We start from the raw sequence: 20,360 nt of genomic DNA on the forward strand, positions 1-20,360 counted from the left end.
AACAAATGTACATCAAAATACTCCTTAAAGCATTTTGCTAGTTATATTGGTAAATACCGATATATAATCAAGCTATCCTTTTATCAAAACTAATTTAAGGCACATTTCTATTTGTCATTGGTATAAATTCATTAACCATAAAAAAAGGGAGCAATTTTGCTCCCTTTTTTTTATTATTTAAACTCTATCAGTAATTGTCCTTTTCTGACAATATCACCAGGTTTACAATGGATTTTTTTAATCTCTCCACCAATAAAACTAGTGATCTGATTTTTCATCTTCATGGCTTCCAGAATTAATAAATCTTGGCCAATTTCAATGGTCTGTCCTTCTTCTACAAAAATCTCGAAGATAGTACCAGGAATAGCTGCAGGAAGTTCCTTTACATTTTCTGGTATGTAGGGCTTTCTGTTCTTGTAGCTTTCGGGTACTTCAGTAATATATATAGAGTTATCTACATTAAACTCGCTATACTGAGTTTCCTTTGACTTATCATCTTTACTCATTAGCTTATGTTTTAGAATGGTGGAACACCATGTTTCTTTTTAGGAGTCTGAACATCTTTCGAAGAACTAATTTCAAGAGCATGAACAATCATTTTTCTAGTTTCTTCTGGCTCAATTACCGCATCAACATAACCATAGGCTGCTGCTACGTATGGATTAGCAAACTTCTGTTTGTACTCTTCCACTTTCTGTAATCTTACTTTTTCAGGATCTTCAGCATTTTTAATTTCATTTCTGAAAATAATATTTGCAGCACCTTCAGGTCCCATAACAGCAATCTCTGCCATTGGCCAAGCAAATACGAAGTCAGCTCTTAAGTGATGACTGCACATGGCGATATATCCTCCTCCATAAGCTTTTCTCATTATTACAGTCAGTTTGGGAACTGTAGCTTCAGAATAAGCATAAAGAATTTTAGCACCATGACGAATAACACCAGCATGCTCTTGATCTACTCCAGGTAAGTAACCAGGAAGGTCAACCAGTGTTAATAGTGGAATATTAAATGCATCACAATAACGGATAAAACGGGCGGCTTTATCAGAAGAGTCTACATCAAGAACCCCGGCTAAAAAGGCTGGCTGGTTCCCTACGATACCAATAGTTTCTCCATCAATACGAGTGAAGCCAATAACAATGTTTTTTGCAAAATGCTCTTGGATCTCAAAGAACTCAGAGTTGTCACAAATCGCCTTCACTACATCTCTTACATCATATGGCATTTTCGGATCTGTTGGCATAATTTCATCCAACTTATATGTTCTTGTTCTTGGTGGCTTTTTAGGAAAGCGATCGGGCTTTTTGGTATTATTCCAAGGGATGTAAGTACATAATTGCTTAATTTGTCCAAAACACTCTTGCTCACTTTCTGCATAGAAATGAGCGTTTCCTGTTTTGGCAGCATGTACATATGCACCACCAAGGGCTTCCATACTAATTTCCTCACCAAGCACTGTTTTAATCACTTCAGGACCTGTAATAAACATTTTGGATATCTTGTCTACTACGAATACAAAATCGGTTAAAGCAGGACTATAAACAGCGCCACCGGCGCAGGGTCCTAAAATAACAGATATCTGAGGGATAACCCCAGATGCTTGAGTATTTCTAAAAAATATTTCACCATAACCAGCCAAGGAGTTAACCCCTTCTTGAATACGTGCTCCACCAGAATCGTTGATTCCAATGATTGGCACCTTCATTTTCATGGCATGGTCCATGATTTTAGTGATTTTCTTTGCGTGCATATACCCCAAAGAACCACCAGCAACGGTGAAATCCTGTGCGTAAATACATACAGGATGAGCTCCTAGTGTACCTGTTCCAGTGATTACTCCATCACCAGCGAGGTATTTTTTATCCATGTCAAAATCTTTTGCAGCATGTTCTACAAATAGATCATATTCATGGAAGGATTTTGGATCGAGAATGGCAACAATACGCTCACGGGCAGTTAATTTACCTACGGCTTTTTGTTTTTCAATAGCCTTGGATCCCCCACCAGACAAGGCGTTTTTCATTCTCTCTCTTAAATCTAAAGACTTCTGTTTAATAGACATATTTTCCTTTTTTGATTCAGAATTTGTTGTTCAATCCAATTCCGCAATAACCTAGCAAAATTAAGAGATTTTACAAATAAAACAATAATATTTCTGTTAGTTAGGTAACAGCAGAACTTTTTTTGATGTAATGATGTCTTAAGATTAAATAGGATTTGGAACTCTAATCTTTGGCTTTTCAGCTACTGACAATGATATGCCAACTATTATATTTATTTATTTTAGATGGAATATTCTAAAATTATTAAGCTCAAAAAAAAATGATTTCTCAGCATCTGAGAAATCATTTGTATATTTTTATTGAATAATACTATTCAGCATTCTCCGTTGGAGGAACCATATTTGATGGAATTGGCTGAGCATTTTCAATTTGTTCCCTAAGTTCAGTATCGATAATATCACCATTGTTTACTGATCTTGGAATAACGAAAATAGAGAATAAACTCAATACTAATAGAACTAAAGCTAGAGTCCATGTTGATTTCTCTAAGAAATCAGCAGTTTTTCTTACTCCTAAATACTGATTGTTTCCAGCAAAGTTGGAAGCTAATCCACCACCCTTAGAGTTTTGAACCAAAACTACTAACATTAATAAGATACAAGTGATTAAAATTAAAACTGATACAATTATATACGCACCCATGGCTATTCTTTTTTCTAATTATTTTTACTCAATTCTTGAATTTGGGCTGCAAAGTAAGTACTTTTTTCTGGATTTTTCAAAATTAATTTTTGATAAATTTCTAGGGCCTTAGTTATATTGCCTTGTTGCTTATGAATCTGTGCCAGAGTCTCTGTCACGAAAAAATCATCTTCGTCAATTGTACTATCTACAGCATCTTTATATGGATCGTGGAAATCTTTTTTATTTGGTCGAGTGATGCTTGGTTGAGCTTCAATAAAACGATCAATGAGCTGAGCTTTTAAAATATTTGTCTGGGTAGGCTCCACTGTTTCGCTTTTTCCTTCTTGTACATCTCTCTTTTCTGCTTCTATTTCTGCCAACCTTTTCCTAACTAATTTTAATAGTTCGGCTTTGGACTTGCTGGCTTGTTTTTTCTTCTTTTCCTCTGCAAGATCTATTTGACTTTCTTCGGACACATATAATTGTTGAACTTTTTGGGTTTTTTCTGGAGGAGTCTGTATAATTAGCTTTGGCGTTTTTATTTGAGAGACCTCCCCTGAGATCTCCTCTGATTCTAGCTCTTTCTCTGGGCTATAGTCTTCCTTTTCTTCTACGGTTTCATCTGATGGCTTGGAGATATGAACTCTAGCTTTTGTATGAATAGGTTCTGTTTCTATTTCTGGAGGATTCATATCCTCTTCTTGAATCATAAAATCTATCCAATACTTTAGTTTTCTTCTGTCTGAAGCATGAAAAGCAGCTTTGTGTAGATGTTTCTGATACCTAAAATCGTCTAAAATCAGCAAATTCAAAGCAAATAGAATTCTGAAATTCTCCACATATGGATAACTGGAAATTAATTTCTCCAAATCCTTTAAACTATCTTCTGATAATAGTTTGGGGTTATCCAGTAAACGATAATAGTGTGCTTTGTTCATATTACCAATTTACAACGGCTTTATTAAAAATATCATCTACCAACATTTCATTAATGATTTCTATTTGTGCATCCTGAACAGAATTTAAATCCTGAGAGGATGGGTAGTCATTATATCTGCTGAAAGTGGTTTCGTAGTTTTTATCAGGCTCAATCAGGTTGGTGAATTTTATCTTTACCGAAATATTGAGCCTGTTTAAAGCCGCTTGCTCATTACTTGTTACCGCTTGCGGAGAAGTGGAATAGTCTGTTATAAAGCCTTCTATTTGCAGGTCGCCATTATTTCTAACTAATACTAAGCTTGTTTGACTCGAAAAGCGATCCTTAATTTCTGTTGTTAAAGATTCGCTTAAGGTTGGAACAACAAAGCTGGCTTGATTGTCGATATATTGAATGCTAATGGTTTTTGCTTCTGGTGGAATCGAAGCTCCAGTAAAACTATAACTCACACATGATGAGATTCCCACCATCAATGTAAATAACAAAACTATAACACTAGTTTTCCCTATGATTTTTTTGGTCATTGTCATGAGTTAATGTCGTATTCTTTTATTTTTCTGTATAAAGTACGCTCACTGATTCCCAAATCATGAGCGGCATTTTTTCTTTTCCCATGGTGTTTCGACAAGGCTCTTCTAATAAGATCTTCCTCTTTTTTCTGAATAGACAGTGATTCTTCTATAACCTCAGCCTTTTGATCTAAAGTTTCAAATACTTGTTCGTGAAGATCTTCTTGGTAGGATCTAGAATCTTTACTATTAGATTCGTCACGCTGTGGGCTAAGAATGATATTATAATCCTGATCTATCTTTTTAAGAAGCTGATTACTTTCTTCCTTTGAAATAGAATTGCCACCTTGAATAATCTCTACCATTGTCTTTTTTAATTCTGAGATGTCCTTTTTCATATCAAAAAGCACCTTGTAAAGTAGATCTCTTTCCGATAATTTTTCATCTTCTTTCTTAGAATAGAGCACGGGTAATTCCTTGGAGTAAGACTGAGGGAGATATTTGGTAATGGTCATGGCATCAACTAGCCTATCCGTTTCGATGGTACTGATTTGTTCAGTAACATTTTTTAATTGACGAATATTTCCTTCCCAGCGGTATTTTTTCAATAATTCTTGTGCATCTTCATTTAGACGAACTATTGGCATTCTGTATTTTTCAGAAAAGTCGGAAGAGAATTTTCTAAATAACAGATAGATGTCGTCTTTACGCTCTCTTAAACTTGGAACTGCTATGGGGACCGAATTTAGTCGATAGAATAAGTCTTGACGGAACTTCCCATTACTGATGGCTTTTGGAATATCCACATTTGTTGCTGCAATTACTCTCACATTGGTTTTGTGCACTTTACTGCTTCCCACCTTCATAAACTCCCCGGTTTCTAAAACTCTTAACAAGCGAACCTGAGTGGAAACAGGCAGTTCTGCCACTTCGTCAAGGAAAATGGTTCCTCCATCAGCTACTTCGAAATATCCTTTTCTGGAATCACTAGCTCCAGTAAAGGCGCCTTTTTCGTGGCCAAATAGCTCGCTGTCTATGGTTCCTTCGGGAATAGCTCCGCAGTTGACGGCAATATAATGACCATGTTTGCGTGAACTCAATTGGTGAATGATTTTTGGAAAGACTTCTTTTCCTACTCCGCTTTCTCCTGTGATGAGCACGGATAAATCGGTTGGGGCTACTTGTGAAGCAATATTAATCGCCCTGTCAAGAAGAGGGGATGTTCCGATGATACCAAATCTTTGTTTGATGGTTTGTAACTCCATAGTATATATGAGGTGTTTGTTTTTGTAGAATCAATAAAAGTACAAATTAACAGAAAACTGACAAAATTTCAGGTATTTTAATTAAAAATGATTCCAATGTTATTTTAAGAAATGTTAAATTTTAAATTTTCTTTATTTTTTTTCAAAAAAAGTAGTGCTGAGTGGATAATTGTCTTATATTTGCCTCGATGCGTTAATTTTAAGTGGGAATAATAATTTGGCCTCCAATCGTTCTGATTGGAGGTTTTTTTATACCCCTGTGTAAGGTAGCCTTTGAATGATGGATCTTCCTAATGTAACCTCATCGGCGAACTCTATTTCATCACCAATAGCAACACCTCTAGCCAATGAACTCACTTTTGTTTTGCTTTCTTTAAGTTGCTTAAAAATGTAAAAATTGGTCGTGTCTCCTTCAACTGTCGCTGCTAAAGCAAAAATAACTTCCTCAATATTTTCTTCTTTAATTCGTGTTAAAAATGATCGGATTTCGAGGTCGGAAGGCGAAATTCCGTCCATTGGGCTTATTAATCCACCCAAAACATGGTATAATCCGGTAAATTGTCCGGTGTTTTCTATAGCCAAAACATCTCTTATGTCTTCTACAATACAAACTATTGAGGGGTCTCTTTTGGGATTAGAACAGATATTGCAAATTTCTTTTTCGGAAATATTATGACATTTATTGCAAAATCGCATCTCTTCACGCATTTTAATTAAACTTTCGCCGAGTCGCTTAACATGAGTTTTTTCTTGTTTTAAAAGATGTAGTGCCAGACGCATGGCGCTTCTCTTTCCTACGCCAGGTAGTTTGGAAAGTTCGTTTACGGCGTCTTCTAATAGATATGATGAGAAATGAAAATCCATTTTTATCGTTATATATGAAGTTTGAAAGGGAGGGAATTAGAGAATTCCTGAGAATGGTCTCTAATAGCTATCCTTTTTGTAACTTTGTTAATTGAAAAATTAAATGCAAAAATAAGAAAAGCATGCAAGTGAAACTTCTGAAATACATATTCTTTGGATTTATCCTAATAATGGGAAATCAGGTTCTCTTTTCTCAACAAAACCAGATCGATGAGATGGGAAGAAAGCAAGGAAAATGGGTAAAGTATAAAGATGGTGTTAAGTTTTATGAGGGGCAGTTTGAGGATGATCAACCTTTGGGTGAATTTCTACGCTATTATAAAAGTGGAAGATTGCAATCCAAGTCTTTGTATTCCCAAAATGGGTCTCATTGTTTGGTAGAGATGTTTTATGATGATAGAAAAAAGACTCCAAAAGCTAAAGGTTTATATATTGATCAAGTTAAGGACAGTTTGTGGCTTTTGTATAATAGCGATGGTGTATTGGTAAATGAGGAATACTATACAAAAGGGCAAGGGAATGGACTTTGGAAACTATATAATTATGTAGGAGCCCTTATGAAAGAAACCTCTTATGTGAATGGAAAAATTCATGGGGAACAAATTGAATATTTTGAGGAGGGTACTTTACAAAGAAAGATGACTTTTACTGAGGATGTACTCCATGGTGTCTTTGAAGTGTACTACCCTGAGAATAAAATACGTGTGGCAGGTGTATTTAAAGAAGGTATGCAAATAGGAGAATGGACATATTACGATGTGGATGGTTCCGTCTTATATATTGAGTACTACGAGGACGGTTCACTTATAAAGAGGTTGGATTCTGATGGAAAGCCAGTGGAAGTTGTACAAGTGATAGATACTATTGATATGGGTGTCACTCCTGAGGAATTGATGGAGATGAAGTAAGCTTCATTGTTATTAACAATGAATGCTTAAAACTGGTTTTGTTGACTGGGCAAGCATATCTTGAATACTTTGTGACCTTTTGGTGATTCTTTGTGATCCAGTTATACAGAGTCCACAAAGTACACTCAATGGTACTCAAAAATAGAAGAACAGTTACTAATCAGTAAGAAATATCAGTAAAATTGTTAGATTAAACAATTATACAACAGCGCGTCAAAATGAGAAATAGCCGATCGATATTCTAAAATTGGTTGATTTTTTTTGGCTCCCCAAGAGGAAGGACTATACAAAAAAATCATTTCTTATTGGCATTATAGTAATTTGATATTAGACTGATTACTTACGAAATACATATTAGAAAAGTAAAACACATATTTTTATTTGACAGTAAATCAGCAGATTGAAAGATTAAAGCAATGTGAAGGTTTGCCCTAGGTTTGTCGATTGAAAACGTAATAGGGAGTTGATTTAAAACTCCTCATTCAACAACCAGGCACTTTTGTTTTTGTTGGCTTGGAACCATTTAAGTTGCTCTACTGCTTTTTTACGATTGCTAAAATTTGCAGCGCTAATTCTGTATAGACCATTTTTATTTTGTCCGGCAATATAAGCTTCAAAACCTTCTGTTTCTAGTTCAGATAAAAGCTTATCCGCAAATTTCTTTTCGCCAAATGCACCGCAGATGATATGGAAAGATCCTTTAATGTTTTGGGTCTGCTCGTTAACTATCATTTCGGGTTCAGCTAGCACTGCTTCTTCGATGATTTTAATCGCTACGCGTTCTTTAGAAATGTCAGCAGTATTATCTTGTTTGGCCTCCTCCGTTTTTGTTTCTGAATCAGCAGGAACTGAGCTATCAGTTTCGATACTTATGATACTCGCTGATTGTTGAAAGTAATTTCCAATGGGTTCTTTAATGAACCATGCTAAAACACTCAGTATCATCAAAGGAAGAGCGATGGCTGCAATGCGCCTAATAATAGGAGCGCTGTTCTTAATTTTCTTTTTGGCTTCGGGATGCAGTGTAATAACAGGCTGGTGATTTCTATTTCTTAAAATAGGTTGAGCCATTATATCAGGCAAGCCAAAATAAGAATCATCGTAATTCACACTTAAATCAGGAGAAAATTCAATATGACCATTTCGGTTCATGGATAGAAGACCTAAGTTTTCAAAAGAAATCTTTCCTCCATCTTGAATCTCGGTTTGGCAAAAATCAGCGAAAGTTTCAATTAATTGTAGCGCTTCCTTATAATTATATTGGTTTTTCTTAACTAAACTATGTGCCAAGAAACCATCGTTGTCATTAATTTTAGAATTGAATGCAATATGACGGCCTGGAGGAGTCACTTTATAAGAAATAGCGTGTACTTTAGAAGAGTAGGAGTTGGTTAGAAAAGCACCCAAACCTGGGATAATCACCATTTCATTCTCTCTAACTAAATTGCCAATATGTGCAGCTAAATCCATCATTCACTTATACTAATAATTTCACAAAAATACAATCTATAATATTGGAAATCAAGACTTGTTTGTAAGTTTTGATAAATCCTCAGGCGTATCAACAGATAGGCCTTCAATATCGGTGAGGTTCATAGAGATTTCATATCCTGCCGAAAGCCATCTAAGTTGCTCTAGTGATTCTGCAATTTCTAAAGGAGCTTGTGGAAGTTTGCAAATTTCTTTTAATGTCTCCGTCCTATAAGCGTATAATCCAATGTGCTTATAAAATTCGTAAAAATCTAGATATTCCTCTTTTTCAACACCTCTTAAAAATGGAATCGCAGCTCTGCTAAAATATAGCGCTTTCTGATTCTCACCAATGACCACTTTAACGGAATTGGCGTTGAAAAGTTCCCCAATATCCTCAATTTTTTTAGCTAATGAACTTATTTGTGTTTCGCGATTGGCAAAGCTTTCCGTAACTTTCTCTATCTGAGATGGCTCAATATAAGGTTCGTCACCTTGAATATTTACCACTACATCAAAATTATCTTCTTGGTGACTCAAAACTTCATTACAACGGTCGGTTCCGCTCTGATGGTTTTCTGCAGTCATCATGACCTCCCCTCCCCATGATTTAACATGCTCGAAGATTCTTTGATCGTCAGTAGCAACGATAACTTTGTTCAGGGCTTTACAGCTTGCAGCTTGCTCGTAGACTCTCCTAATCATCGATTTGCCATAGATTAAGGCTAATGGTTTTCCAGGAAATCGTGTACTGGCATAGCGAGCAGGAATAACACCTAGTATCTTCATGATCTAGAATAAACCGTGAATTTCACCACTAATCTTTTCGATGATCATCCCTAAATCTTCAGGATTATTAGCGAAGTCGATATTATCAACATCAATGATTAATAATTTACCGTGGGTATAATTAGTAATCCATTCTTCGTAACGCTCGTTAAGCTTCTTGAGGTAATCAATACGAATAGACTCCTCGTAATCTCTTCCTCTAGAAGCAATTTGGCTCACCAAAGTAGATACACTGGCCCTTAAATAAATCAATAGATCTGGTGCTTCAATAAATGAACTCATCAACTCGAATAATGAAATGTAATTATCAAAATCACGAGTGGTCATCAGATTCATTTGATGTAAGTTGGGAGCAAATATATAAGCATCCTCATAAATGGTTCTATCTTGAATGATAGTTTTGTTACTTTCTCTTATTTCAACCACCTGACGGAATCTACTATTTAAGAAGTACACCTGAAGATTGAAAGACCAACGTTTCATATCGTCATAAAAACTATCCAAATATGGATTGTCGTCAACGCTTTCATAATAAGGTTTCCACTTCATCTGCTTGGCCAACAATCTGGTGAGTGTTGTTTTTCCTGAACCAATATTTCCTGCAATAGCTAAGTGCATCGTCTTGTATTTTAGTTTTACTTTATGTTCTTTTCCATGGAATATATCAATACTCCTTTTGATGTGAGAAAGTTGATTCTTGCTGGACTTGTATTCATATTTAGTGACCAATCAATAAATTCTAAAACTGGAAGTGGATGATATGTTTCTTCTCCAGTGATTAGATTATGAGTGATAAAGAAGCTGTTGCTGGTATAAAACAACATATCTTTGAAAACCTGAATTTTTTTCAATCCAAACAATGCTAATTTCCTTACAAATCTACCATTTTCATCGAAAATATAAACCCCAGTTGATGGATTGTTAATAAAAAGTCTGTTGGCTTCCGTCATCATGAAATTGGGTTGGGGTTCCAAATCCATTAATTCATCTAATGCATCACCTCTGAAATCAATTCTATTTTCTTGATCCAATAATACAATTTCGGAAGTGTTGGCATCATAAACCCAATAGGCATCGTTGTATTCGTCGAGACATGCCAGTGAAGAAAACCCCAAATTGTTTATACTTAAATCTATGGGTTGAGGATTTCTGTTTAGGTTGTAAAAGCTGAGTGACCCTGCGTTGGCCAAATCCTGATTTAGGAAAAGAATATAGGAGTATGTCTTATAATATAGTAATATCCTGCGAGGGTCTTTGGCGTCAATGCATTTGATTTTCCCTGGAAACAAGGGGTGGTAATTGGCGATGAAGTTTCCTGAGAAGTCCAGTTTGGTGAGGTTACCTTTGGCAGCAATCAATAGATTCCCTCTATCATCACAGCTTATTTTGTTACCAGTGTATTGTGCTGATTTCGCTTGTTCGAAATGATAATATTGTCCAAAAGCAATATTTTGGAGGAGGAAAAGTAATACAATGCCAGTGTTAATAATTTTATTCATAATGAATACTTAATACTTCGTCAATAATTGGGCGTTGGTTGAGTAAACGAGGAACTTTATGTTGCCCACCCAATTTGCCTTTGCTTTTTAACCAAGCATAAAAGGTGCCAGGTTTTAAGCTGGTGAGATGAGGGGGGTGTAATATCATGTCTTTATATCTTTTGGCTTCGTAATCTGAATTTAAGGATTTTAGCGCATTGTCCAAAGCATCTCCAAAAACAGCCAAGTCCGTTGGGGCTTTTATAAATTCAAACATCCAATCGTGTCTGGCTTGCGCTCCGTTTTTAATATCAGCAGGACCTGCCATATACTCATCTACTATCACATTGCATTTTTCGCAAGCTACTTTTAAAGCTCGTTCGGCATTGTCGAGAATAATTTCTTCTCCCACCAAATTAATAAAGTATTTGGTTCGGCCAGTAATTAAAAACCGATAGGGATTAGTAGAAGTGAATTCAATGGTGTCTCCAATTTTATAGCGCCATAATCCTGCATTAGTGGAGATGAGGAGGGCGTAATTCACCCCTAATTCTACTTCACCAAGTGGAATGACTTGTGGAAATTCTTTATCAATTTCACTCATAGGAATGAATTCATAGAATATTCCATAATCTAACATTAAAAGCATCTCATTGCTATCTGTTCGGTCTTGGATTCCGAAAAAACCTTCAGAAGCATTATAAGTTTCCTGATAATTGATTCCACTCGGGCCAACTAATTCAGCAAACTGTTTGCGGTAGGGTTCGAATTTAATTCCACCGTGAATAAATACCTCCAAATTGGGCCAAATCTCTTTAATATATTTTTGACCACTTATTTCTAAAATCTTTTTCACTAATAATAAAGTCCATGATGGAACACCAGAAAGTGAAGTTACATCTTCCTCCATGGTGATTAATGCCATTTTTTCAATTTTACTTTCCCACTCGTCCATCAAGGCGATTTCTCTATTGGGAGTACGGAGAATTTGAGCCCAAAAGGGGAGGTTCTCAATTAAAATAGCAGAAAGATCACCATCGTAATACTCCTCATTATTTACATCTGAAATATTATGACTACCGCCCATAGCTATACTTCGACCATCAAAAACCATAGTCTCGGGATGATTGTTAACGTAGATGGATAGCATGTCTTTTCCAGCTTTGAAATGGCACTCTTCTAAAGCGTGTCGACTTACTGGAATATATTTGCTCTTTCCGGCGGTAGTGCCCGATGATTTAGCAAACCATTTAATATCAGAAGGCCAGAGTAAATCTTGTTCACCAGCTCGCAGCCGGTCGATATATGGTTTCAAGGTAGCATAAGAATGTATTGGAACTCGTTGACGATATTGCTCGTAATTGCGAATGGAGTCAAAGTCATATTTTTTTCCAAATTCGGTTTCTCTGCCTGCTTGTAATAATTTCTTAAACCATTCCTCTTGCACATCATGAGGGTATTTCATAAACAAATCAATCTGATGAATTCGCTTTTTAATGATCCAAGTTATAACGGAATTAATGATGGCCATATTGAAATTTTAGGTGTTCAAATCTACGAAAATTAGGCGTTCATAAATGACCTTAATTGGTCTAATTTTTTACTAAAATCATATTATCTTCATAAATACTAAATTGTAATCCAAATACACTTATTATTTTCTAATTTTGTATTTCAATTTATGGATAGAAAAACGCTTTTTGTAGAGGTTATTTTACCACTTCCACTCGATGGAAGTTTTACCTATCGTGTGCCTTTCGAAATGAATGAAATGGTAGCGCAAGGGATGCGAGTTCTGGTGCAGTTTGGCACTAGAAAAGTATATGCGGCTTTAGTGGTTTCTGTGCATGAAAACATTCCTCAGAATTATCAACCCAAATATATTTTGGCAGTATTAGATGCTTATCCTATTGTAAATCAATACCAATTGAAATTCTGGACTTGGATTTCTAAATATTATATCTCAGGTATAGGAGAGGTGATGAATGCGGCGCTTCCCACAGCTTTTAAGCTAAGTAGCGAATCGAAATTGGTCTTAAATCCCGATTTTGAGATTGGTAGTATTTCTTTAAATGAAAAAGAAGCATTAATATTAACAGCACTTCAGAATCAGGATAATATAAGTATTACTCAGGCATCAGAACTTACCGATTTAAAAAAAGTATTTCCTCTCATTAAAACCATGACCGAGAAGGGCATTGTATTGATGGAGGAGGAGCTAGAAGATAAATATAAGGTAAGGAAAGAGACTAGAGTTCAGTTGGTAGAGGAGTATAGAGAAGAAGAGGCTTTACGAGAATTGTTTAGTCAACTAGAAAAACGAGCCTTTAAGCAGTTGGAAGTGGTAATGGCTTTTTTGCACTTATCACAAAAGCGAGGCGGGAATCATTTAGATTTACCTAAGAAAGAACTTTTATCTCAACTTGAAAATGGAGCATCTGCCTATGCTTCTTTAGAGAAAAAAGGGGTGTTTTTTAGTTTTGAGCAAAGTATTAGCCGTTTGGTGGATTTTGCAAAAGCCAAAGAAGTAGAAAGTATAGAATTGAGCTTTGCGCAAAATGAAGCTTTTGAGGCGGTGAAAAACAGTTTTGGAAAACAACCAGCTTGCCTATTGCATGGGATTACCGGAAGTGGAAAGACCGAAATCTATATCAAATTGATGGATGAGGTGATTAAAGAAGGGAAGCAAGTATTATACCTTCTTCCTGAAATTGCCTTAACGGCTCAAATCATTAATAGATTACGAAAGTATTTCGGTGAGAAAGTGGGTGTTTATCATTCTCGCTATAACATCCATGAGCGAGTTGAAATCTGGAATAAAGTTTTGAATGAAGAAGAAGGAACGCCTTCTTATCAAATCATATTGTCGGCTCGCTCGGGGGTGTTTTTACCCTTTAAAAACCTAGGTTTAATTATTGTGGATGAAGAACATGATAATAGTTATAAGCAATTTGATCCTGCTCCTCGTTATCATGCTCGCGATGCGGCTTTAGTATTGGCAAATCAGCATAAAGCCAAAGTGGTTTTAGGTTCTGCCACACCGTCGGTAGAAACTTATTATAATGCACGATCAGGAAAATATGGTTTGGTGAGTTTGACCGAGCGATTTGGTGAAGGTCGATTGCCAGAGATTTTGGTGTCTGATGTGAAGCATGAAACCAAAAGAAAAACCATGAATGGGCATTTCTCTTCCTTCTTAATGATGCATGTAAAAGAGGCCTTGGAAAGAAATGAACAAGTAATACTATTCCAAAATAGAAGAGGCTTTGCGCCACGCTTAGAATGTGAAGTCTGTAACTGGATTCCAGAATGTCCAAATTGTGATATCAGCTTGGTGTATCATAAAAATCAGAACCGATTGCGATGTCATATTTGCGGACATTCCTCTCATTTAATGCATACCTGTGGGAGTTGTGGTAGTAAAGAAGTCAGAATGAAAGGCTTTGGTACAGAAAAACTAGAGGAGGATTTATCAATCATTCTCCCTGAGGCTAGAATCAAGCGTATGGATTTAGATACCACCAGAGCCAAGAATGCCTTTGAAAAAATATTTGAGGATTTCGCTGATAAGAAGATCGATATTTTAGTGGGAACACAAATGGTCACCAAAGGATTAGATTTTGAGAATGTGAGTGTTGTGGGGGTTTTAAATGCCGATAATATGATCAATTTCCCTGACTTTAGAGCTTTCGAACGCAGTTTTCAAATGTTGGTGCAGGTGAGCGGTAGGGCAGGTAGAAAAGAGAAAAAAGGTAAAGTCATTATCCAATCTTTTAATCCCTATCATTCTGTTATTCGCTATGTGATAGAGAATAGTTATCAAAAAATGTATGACAGCCAGATTTTGGAAAGAAGAAATTATAAATATCCTCCATTCTATCGTTTGATTCGCTTTACTTTAAAGCACAAAGATTATAGGGTACTCAATGAGGCCATGCAAGATTTTTCTAGCCTTCTGAGAGAAAAATTCGGACAAAGAATCATAGGTCCAGAATACCCCATGGTTGCACGAATGCGTAATCTTTATCTTAAAGAAGTATTATTAAAATTAGAAAAAGGCTATCCTATTGATTCCTCTCGCAAGGTCATTCATGATATTCTCGATGCCTTCAATAGCGGAAAGCAATATAAAGCCATTCGTGTGGTGATTGATGTGGATCCTATGTAGTTCTAAGGAGTACTTAAAGATTATAGAGTACTTAGAGTTTAAAGTTTGATGTTCGACTTTTCAAAGTTCAAAGTTGAGTTTCTTGATAGAATCGCCTATGATTGGAGGATTAAAAGTATGAGAGCTTTTTGGTCATTGAGCTTCGATCACTTGTCGAAATTGTCGTAGTGAAAGGATAGCGCCCTTGAGTTTTTAACTGGTTTGTTTCTGAATCTAGGGCTCCAATCCTTTCGTTATACTCAAGATTTTGATCCCTTAGCGAGCTTTGCGAAAACCTTTGCGAAAACCTTTGCGTTTCCTTTGCGTGGAATGACAGCTAAAATAGTACTTAGAGTATTTAATTGCCTAAAGTATTTAGAGTTGGGGTTTTTTTGTAGTTTGATCATATTTCCTTTATTTTTATTTCAATCCTATATCAATGAAATCAGGGGGGCTTTTTTTCGTATTTGACTATCTTCTTTTCAAAGTCAAAATAAATTGAATGCGCATCCATTTAGGCCATTTTTTAATAAGATTTCTTAAGTTGCTCATTATCCGAGCCTTAATTTTAATAAGCAAATGCTCATTATTCTTATTAATTAAATCTGTTCTAAATAAGCATTTCGACAACATTCTGGAGTCTGAAATACCTAAATTTACTGGGTTTTCGAATATACTTATTGAATATTCGATAGTGAGTGTTTTGTTAATTCATTGGTTGATTGTTTATTAAATAACATTACTGCATATATTTACCCTGAGAATAAGTGAAAAAGCTAACCAATATTGGGGCTAGCGATGTGTTGTTTAATTTTAATATTTATTCAATGGATGAGATGAAGAATCTAAATGAAAAGGACTATCACATTAGTTTCTTTCAACCAACAACTAAATTGGCAAAATTTAACCGGAATTTATCCATCACCCTATTAACAGTTTGGGCTGTTTGTATTTTTGGATTTCAAATCTTTTTAAAAGTAATTGAAGAACCTACTCCCGAAATGGCTTATGTGGAATACCAAGGTGTTTGGAATCAGTTAAAAAGTGGTCAGGCTAGTGATTTGGAAAAACAAGTGTTCATTAAGTCTGCCTTATCCGTTTTGGGAAAAGTAACACTTAAACCAGAGGATCGTGTTTATTTGAATGCTGCGGTGAGTCATTTTACTTTTGAATTGGCGGGGGAAAGTCAAAAGGCCTTACTTGGTAATAAAATTGAAATTCTGAGGAGTGCTGAATTCGGGAAATCCGACTATCCTAATCAAAAAGCAGATTTAGGTTCTTTAAGCGCAAAATTGATTAATGTGGAGCCTTATAGTTTGGAAGCTAAATTATTGCCTATAGAACTTGCAGCGGCTAGTTCTTCCACTCTTAATACTGAAATGGTTGAAATGGTGATGGCTAAATATCTGATACATAATCAATCCTTTCTTACCGATTATGTTTTTTTGGGATTTCCTTTCCATTACTTCTATACTGGGGTATTCCTACTGATTCTATTTGTAGGTATTTGTCTTTATTATTGTATCGCTACGGATAAAGCTATGTTTAGGCTTGGCATTACAGAAGAATAATCATGGGTTTTCATCAAAATTCGAATATTAAAAGCATAGATATGAAAAAGATTTTATTGGCAATTTCCATATTGCTTCCAGGATATATATTTGCAAATGCCTCAACCACTTTGGAAGGCGGTTTTAAATTGGGTCCTGCATTAATTCTATTAAGCATCCTCATTTTGTTTGTGGTGGTGGGGATTGTTTTTCGTGCCAAAGACACCAATGATTTTTTTGCAGCAGGCCGAAAAATCTCAAAAGTAGGCTCAGGAATGGCGATTGCCTCGAACTGGATGAGTGCCGCTTCTTTCTTGGGAATGGCTGCTTTAATGTATGGTAGCGGATATCATGGTTTAGCTTATGTGATAGGCTGGACAGGTGGATATGTATTGTTACTTGTTTTAATGGCAGGTCAGATTAGAAAATATGGAAAGTATACCGCTGCCGATTTTATTGGCGATAGATTTTATTCAAAAACATTAAGAATTAGTGGTGCCATTGTAGCCATTCTGATTTCAATAGCTTATTGTGTGGGGCAATTTGGAGGAATAGGACTATTATTTAAGTGGATATTAGGTATTGATTATGCTGTTGCTGTAATGGTTGGTGGAGCTGTGGTTTTAAGCTATACATTAATATCAGGTATGCTTGGAGTCACCAAAAATATGCAGATTCAATATATTATCATTATTATTTCTTTCTTGATACCACTTTTTATACTCTCCTTCAAATATGATTATTTCTGGTTGCTTCCTCAAATTGGATATGGTTCTATTGTTACTGATATTGTAACCGGAATTCCTGCGCCAGAAATGGTCAATATGGTGAACTCCTTCGGGCATGACTTTGCCATTACGCCAAGTCCCGAATATGCCATGCCTTGGGACCCTTCAAGTGGACAAACTTTTTTCCAGTTTATGGCTATTACTTTCTCTTTAATGGTAGGAACCGCAGGTTTGCCACACGTTATTCAGCGTTTTTATGTAGTGCCTAAAGTACGTGATGCGCGTTGGTCAGTGGTTTGGGGCTTATTCTTCATCTGTATTTTATATTGGAGTGCCCCAGTTTATTCTGCCTTGGGAACTATTCTTTCTGCAAACCCTGAAGTTGGAAAATTATCTAAAGATGCCATTGTAGTATACACGGCTCAGCTTGGAAATATCAATCCTCTTATTGTTGGTCTTTTAGCTGCCGGAGGAGTTTCTGCAGCATTTTCTACGGTTTCTGGATTGTTAGTAGCTGGTGCCTCTGCATTCTCCCACGATTTATATGTGAAGGTCATTAATCCAAGCTGTTCTCCAAAAAGACAACTGGCAATGGCGCGTTGGGCGACTGTATTAATGGCCATTATAGTAACACTTATTGCTTTAATGAAATTAGCATTAATTGGCCAGTTAGTGGCTGTTGCTTTTTCTTTAGCTGGTTGTACTATCTTTCCATTATTCCTTCTGGGAATTTGGTGGAGTGGTTCCAATAGAAAAGGCGCTACATGGGGATTAATAGTTGGGGGTATGGTTTCTCTTATTGCAATCACCTATTTTGTTGCCGGAAAATTTAATCTAATACTTCCTGCCCATGAGTTTATGAACTATTGGTTAGGCGCTTGGTATTTTGCATGGATTGGTGCACCATTAGCCATATTAACTAATATCATTGTTTCGAAATTTACGGAAGAAACTCCAGTGGAAATTAGAAAGTTCTTAGTTGAAAATGTACATAGTTAAAAATGGGAATCATTAAGTTTAACCGTACTTCAGGAATTCTTAGTATCGTAATGGTGATTATATTCATAGCTGGCCTGTGGTATGCCAATCTCTATTATAGTCGGGTTAATGATGCTGAAGATCCTCGAGTAAGGCATGCTAAGGAGTTATATAGTGAGTATAATAATCTGGCAGTCGAGAAAAAGTATAATGATATTTTTGATTTACTGGACTCTATCTATCTTATATATGCTCAATTAGATGATTATCAGAATTCTTATGAAGTAGCAGTACTCCATAATAACCGAGCTGCAGTATTGTTAAATATTGCTTTGTTTGAAGCGGTTTCCCAAGTGGAAAGGGATTCTATTATTGGTCTTTCAGAGTGTGAAATTCTAGAGGGAATTAATATTTACGATGATTGGCTTCTGAAATTTGGAGAGCTAAATCATGAAGAATTGCTGATTCATTTTCAGTCTATTTACCAGAGGGAATTTCCATTATTGGATATATCTTTGCGCAATGATTATGTGAATAAAAGAGTGAAAGAAATAGAAACTGCACAAGTAGAAATGACTCGTAGATTATCTGTGAGTTATACCAATTTGGGCATTGTACTTCGTCATCAAAATCAAGTAGAAAAGGCAGTGGAGTATTATCAATTGGCATTGGAATTATGGCCTGAGAATCTTACTGCTGAAAATAATATTAATATTTTATTGGGAGAGCCTTTGAAAGAGAGGAGTCTTTTAGACAAGATTTTCCCACCAAACAAATAACGATATAATCAAATTTAGTATGAGAAAATTATTCTTATTCGTGTTTTTAATTCCATTTCTATCTTTTGGACAAGAGGTGAGTGAGGTGAAAGTTAAAGTAGGCGGCTTTGTGAAAAATGATATGTTTTGGGATTCTCGCAAAACCGTATCAGCCCGAGAAGGCCATTTTTTATTATTTCCGGCTGCAGAAGATTTAGATCCCGATGGAAATGATTTGAATGGTGCAAGCAGCTTTAATTTTCTTTCCATTCAATCTAGATTGGGAGTGAGTGTTAATGGTGCTAAGGCCTTAAATGCGGATATTTCAGCAAAAATAGAAGGTGATTTCTTTGGACAGTTAAATCCAAACATCAACTTATTTAGATTACGTCATGCTTACATTAAAATGAAATGGACATCCACAGAGGTATTGCTAGGTCAATATTGGATTCCCATGTTTGTGACCGATTGTTTTCCGGGTACTATTTCATTTAATACAGGTGTGCCTTTTCAGCCTTTTGGAAGAAGTCCTCAGATTAGAGTGAGTCAATCCATGGGTTTAGCGAAATTTATCTTTGTGGCTAATTCTCAAAGAGATTATGCCAGCAGAGGACCAAATCCTCTTGCTCCATCTTCAACATTAGTAAGTAGTGAGTTTCTAAGGAATTCTAATATTCCAGAACTCAGTTTGCAGGTACATTTAAAACCTGGGGATGCCATCCTTTTTGGTTTAGGTGCCAGTTATAAGCAAATTGCTCCACAAACTAAAACCTCATTAGGATATCAGACGGACGAGTCGGTGGGTGGTTATAATGCTTTTGCATTCTTAAGAGTGAATTTGAAGCCTATTACCATTAAAATGCAAGGCGTTTATGGGCAGAATATGCCAGATGTTTTGTCAATAGGAGGCATTGCTATCAGCGATTCTACAAACCTTGAAAAGGGTTTTGTGAGCTATACTACTTTGAACACCATGTCTTCTTGGATTGATATTTCTAGTAATGGAAAAAAGTTCCAAGTAGGAGTTTTTGCTGGATATTCTCAAAATTTAGGTGCTAAGGATAAAATCGTTGGACCCAAATATGGTTTAGGAACCAATATAGCAAGTATGTATAGAGTTTCTCCAAGAGTTTCATATCAAGTCAATAAATTGAAGTTTGCTCTAGAAGGAGAGTATACCAATGCAAGTTATGGTGCTTCTTATGATGAATATGGTGTACCTCAAGATTTAAACCCTGTTGGGAATTTGAGGATATTATTTGCTTCTTATTTCTTCTTTTAAAGTTTAG

General features: G+C 35.9%; 18 protein-coding genes. 6 read left to right on the plus strand and 12 right to left on the minus strand.

All coding sequences use genetic code 11. The features are described from left to right. Positions 1-173: 173 nt before the first annotated feature. From HNS38_RS13595 to recR, 7 genes are all read right to left on the minus strand, one after another. Positions 174-506, minus strand: a complete 333-nt coding sequence (locus HNS38_RS13595; protein ID WP_172280166.1) for an acetyl-CoA carboxylase biotin carboxyl carrier protein subunit — start codon at positions 504-506, stop codon at positions 174-176. Positions 507-517: 11 nt separating this feature from the next. Further along, positions 518-2,065 (minus strand): acyl-CoA carboxylase subunit beta, encoded by a 1,548-nt coding sequence (locus HNS38_RS13600; protein WP_172280164.1) that lies wholly within the window; start codon positions 2,063-2,065, stop codon positions 518-520. Positions 2,066-2,375: 310 nt separating this feature from the next. Then, positions 2,376-2,708: a preprotein translocase subunit SecG gene (secG, locus tag HNS38_RS13605; RefSeq protein ID WP_172280162.1), complete on the minus strand. Its 333-nt coding sequence runs from the start codon at positions 2,706-2,708 to the stop codon at positions 2,376-2,378. A gap of 14 nt (positions 2,709-2,722) precedes the next feature. Continuing rightward, positions 2,723-3,628, minus strand: a complete 906-nt coding sequence (locus tag HNS38_RS13610) for a hypothetical protein (protein WP_172346610.1) — start codon at positions 3,626-3,628, stop codon at positions 2,723-2,725. A 1-nt stretch (position 3,629) separates the two neighbouring features. Next, positions 3,630-4,151: an LptE family protein gene (locus HNS38_RS13615; RefSeq protein ID WP_172280158.1), complete on the minus strand. Its 522-nt coding sequence runs from the start codon at positions 4,149-4,151 to the stop codon at positions 3,630-3,632. Positions 4,152-4,153: 2 nt separating this feature from the next. Further along, positions 4,154-5,401, minus strand: coding sequence for a sigma-54-dependent Fis family transcriptional regulator (locus HNS38_RS13620; RefSeq protein ID WP_172280156.1), 1,248 nt, complete (start codon positions 5,399-5,401; stop codon positions 4,154-4,156). A gap of 249 nt (positions 5,402-5,650) precedes the next feature. Then, entirely contained in the window at positions 5,651-6,265 is a 615-nt protein-coding gene (gene recR / locus HNS38_RS13625) for a recombination mediator RecR (RefSeq protein WP_172346611.1), read from the minus strand. Between the two features lie 122 nt (positions 6,266-6,387). On the opposite strand from recR, the gene HNS38_RS13630 reads away from it, so the two are divergent. After that, a complete protein-coding gene (locus HNS38_RS13630) occupies positions 6,388-7,173 on the plus strand; it encodes a toxin-antitoxin system YwqK family antitoxin (protein WP_172280152.1) in 786 nt (261 codons plus the stop codon). Between the two features lie 468 nt (positions 7,174-7,641). On the opposite strand, the gene HNS38_RS13635 is transcribed toward HNS38_RS13630, so the two are convergent. The 5 genes from HNS38_RS13635 to HNS38_RS13655 are packed head-to-tail and all read right to left on the minus strand — an operon-like array spanning position 7,642 to position 12,441. Next, positions 7,642-8,646, minus strand: coding sequence for an SPOR domain-containing protein (locus tag HNS38_RS13635; RefSeq protein ID WP_172346612.1), 1,005 nt, complete (start codon positions 8,644-8,646; stop codon positions 7,642-7,644). 48 nt (positions 8,647-8,694) lie between these two features. After that, positions 8,695-9,432, minus strand: a complete 738-nt coding sequence (gene kdsB, locus HNS38_RS13640) for a 3-deoxy-manno-octulosonate cytidylyltransferase (RefSeq protein WP_172280148.1) — start codon at positions 9,430-9,432, stop codon at positions 8,695-8,697. A gap of 3 nt (positions 9,433-9,435) precedes the next feature. Next, positions 9,436-10,050, minus strand: a complete 615-nt coding sequence (locus tag HNS38_RS13645) for a deoxynucleoside kinase (RefSeq protein WP_172280146.1) — start codon at positions 10,048-10,050, stop codon at positions 9,436-9,438. A 17-nt stretch (positions 10,051-10,067) separates the two neighbouring features. Beyond that, positions 10,068-10,931: a hypothetical protein gene (locus HNS38_RS13650; RefSeq protein WP_172280144.1), complete on the minus strand. Its 864-nt coding sequence runs from the start codon at positions 10,929-10,931 to the stop codon at positions 10,068-10,070. Next, positions 10,924-12,441, minus strand: coding sequence for a GH3 auxin-responsive promoter family protein (locus HNS38_RS13655; RefSeq protein WP_172280142.1), 1,518 nt, complete (start codon positions 12,439-12,441; stop codon positions 10,924-10,926). Before HNS38_RS13655 ends, HNS38_RS13650 begins: the two co-directional genes overlap by 8 nt. Before the next feature lie 150 nt (positions 12,442-12,591). On the opposite strand from HNS38_RS13655, the gene priA reads away from it, so the two are divergent. The 5 genes from priA to HNS38_RS13680 all read left to right on the plus strand — a co-directional run bounded on the left by priA (position 12,592) and on the right by HNS38_RS13680 (position 20,353). Further along, on the plus strand, positions 12,592-15,078 hold the full coding sequence (priA, locus tag HNS38_RS13660; RefSeq protein WP_172280140.1) for a primosomal protein N': 2,487 nt from the start codon (positions 12,592-12,594) through the stop codon (positions 15,076-15,078). A gap of 746 nt (positions 15,079-15,824) precedes the next feature. Next, positions 15,825-16,628, plus strand: coding sequence for a hypothetical protein (locus HNS38_RS13665; RefSeq protein WP_172280138.1), 804 nt, complete (start codon positions 15,825-15,827; stop codon positions 16,626-16,628). Positions 16,629-16,669: 41 nt separating this feature from the next. Continuing rightward, a complete protein-coding gene (locus HNS38_RS13670) occupies positions 16,670-18,334 on the plus strand; it encodes a VC_2705 family sodium/solute symporter (protein WP_172280136.1) in 1,665 nt (554 codons plus the stop codon). Positions 18,335-18,336: 2 nt separating this feature from the next. Further along, positions 18,337-19,092 carry a hypothetical protein gene (locus HNS38_RS13675; protein ID WP_172280134.1) on the plus strand — a complete coding sequence of 252 codons (756 nt, stop codon included), beginning with the start codon at positions 18,337-18,339 and terminating at the stop codon, positions 19,090-19,092. Between the two features lie 19 nt (positions 19,093-19,111). Further along, entirely contained in the window at positions 19,112-20,353 is a 1,242-nt protein-coding gene (locus tag HNS38_RS13680; protein ID WP_172280133.1) for a hypothetical protein, read from the plus strand. The last annotated feature ends 7 nt before the right edge of the window (positions 20,354-20,360 follow it).

Source organism: Lentimicrobium sp. L6 (assembly GCF_013166655.1).
Classification (GTDB): domain Bacteria; phylum Bacteroidota; class Bacteroidia; order Bacteroidales; family UBA12170; genus UBA12170.

Bases quoted from the DNA above. Each gene is read 5' to 3' on its own strand.
- HNS38_RS13595 (WP_172280166.1), bottom strand. From the start codon at position 506: ATGAGTAAAGATGATAAGTCAAAGGAAACTCAGTATAGCGAGTTTAAT.
- HNS38_RS13600 (WP_172280164.1), bottom strand. From the start codon at position 2,065: ATGTCTATTAAACAGAAGTCTTTAGATTTAAGAGAGAGAATGAAAAAC.
- secG (WP_172280162.1), bottom strand. From the start codon at position 2,708: ATGGGTGCGTATATAATTGTATCAGTTTTAATTTTAATCACTTGTATC.
- HNS38_RS13610 (WP_172346610.1), bottom strand. From the start codon at position 3,628: ATGAACAAAGCACACTATTATCGTTTACTGGATAACCCCAAACTATTA.
- HNS38_RS13615 (WP_172280158.1), bottom strand. From the start codon at position 4,151: ATGACCAAAAAAATCATAGGGAAAACTAGTGTTATAGTTTTGTTATTT.
- HNS38_RS13620 (WP_172280156.1), bottom strand. From the start codon at position 5,401: ATGGAGTTACAAACCATCAAACAAAGATTTGGTATCATCGGAACATCC.
- recR (WP_172346611.1), bottom strand. From the start codon at position 6,265: ATGGATTTTCATTTCTCATCATATCTATTAGAAGACGCCGTAAACGAA.
- HNS38_RS13630 (WP_172280152.1), top strand. From the start codon at position 6,388: ATGCAAGTGAAACTTCTGAAATACATATTCTTTGGATTTATCCTAATA.
- HNS38_RS13635 (WP_172346612.1), bottom strand. From the start codon at position 8,646: ATGATGGATTTAGCTGCACATATTGGCAATTTAGTTAGAGAGAATGAA.
- kdsB (WP_172280148.1), bottom strand. From the start codon at position 9,432: ATGAAGATACTAGGTGTTATTCCTGCTCGCTATGCCAGTACACGATTT.
- HNS38_RS13645 (WP_172280146.1), bottom strand. From the start codon at position 10,050: ATGCACTTAGCTATTGCAGGAAATATTGGTTCAGGAAAAACAACACTC.
- HNS38_RS13650 (WP_172280144.1), bottom strand. From the start codon at position 10,931: ATGAATAAAATTATTAACACTGGCATTGTATTACTTTTCCTCCTCCAA.
- HNS38_RS13655 (WP_172280142.1), bottom strand. From the start codon at position 12,441: ATGGCCATCATTAATTCCGTTATAACTTGGATCATTAAAAAGCGAATT.
- priA (WP_172280140.1), top strand. From the start codon at position 12,592: ATGGATAGAAAAACGCTTTTTGTAGAGGTTATTTTACCACTTCCACTC.
- HNS38_RS13670 (WP_172280136.1), top strand. From the start codon at position 16,670: ATGAAAAAGATTTTATTGGCAATTTCCATATTGCTTCCAGGATATATA.
- HNS38_RS13675 (WP_172280134.1), top strand. From the start codon at position 18,337: ATGGGAATCATTAAGTTTAACCGTACTTCAGGAATTCTTAGTATCGTA.
- HNS38_RS13680 (WP_172280133.1), top strand. From the start codon at position 19,112: ATGAGAAAATTATTCTTATTCGTGTTTTTAATTCCATTTCTATCTTTT.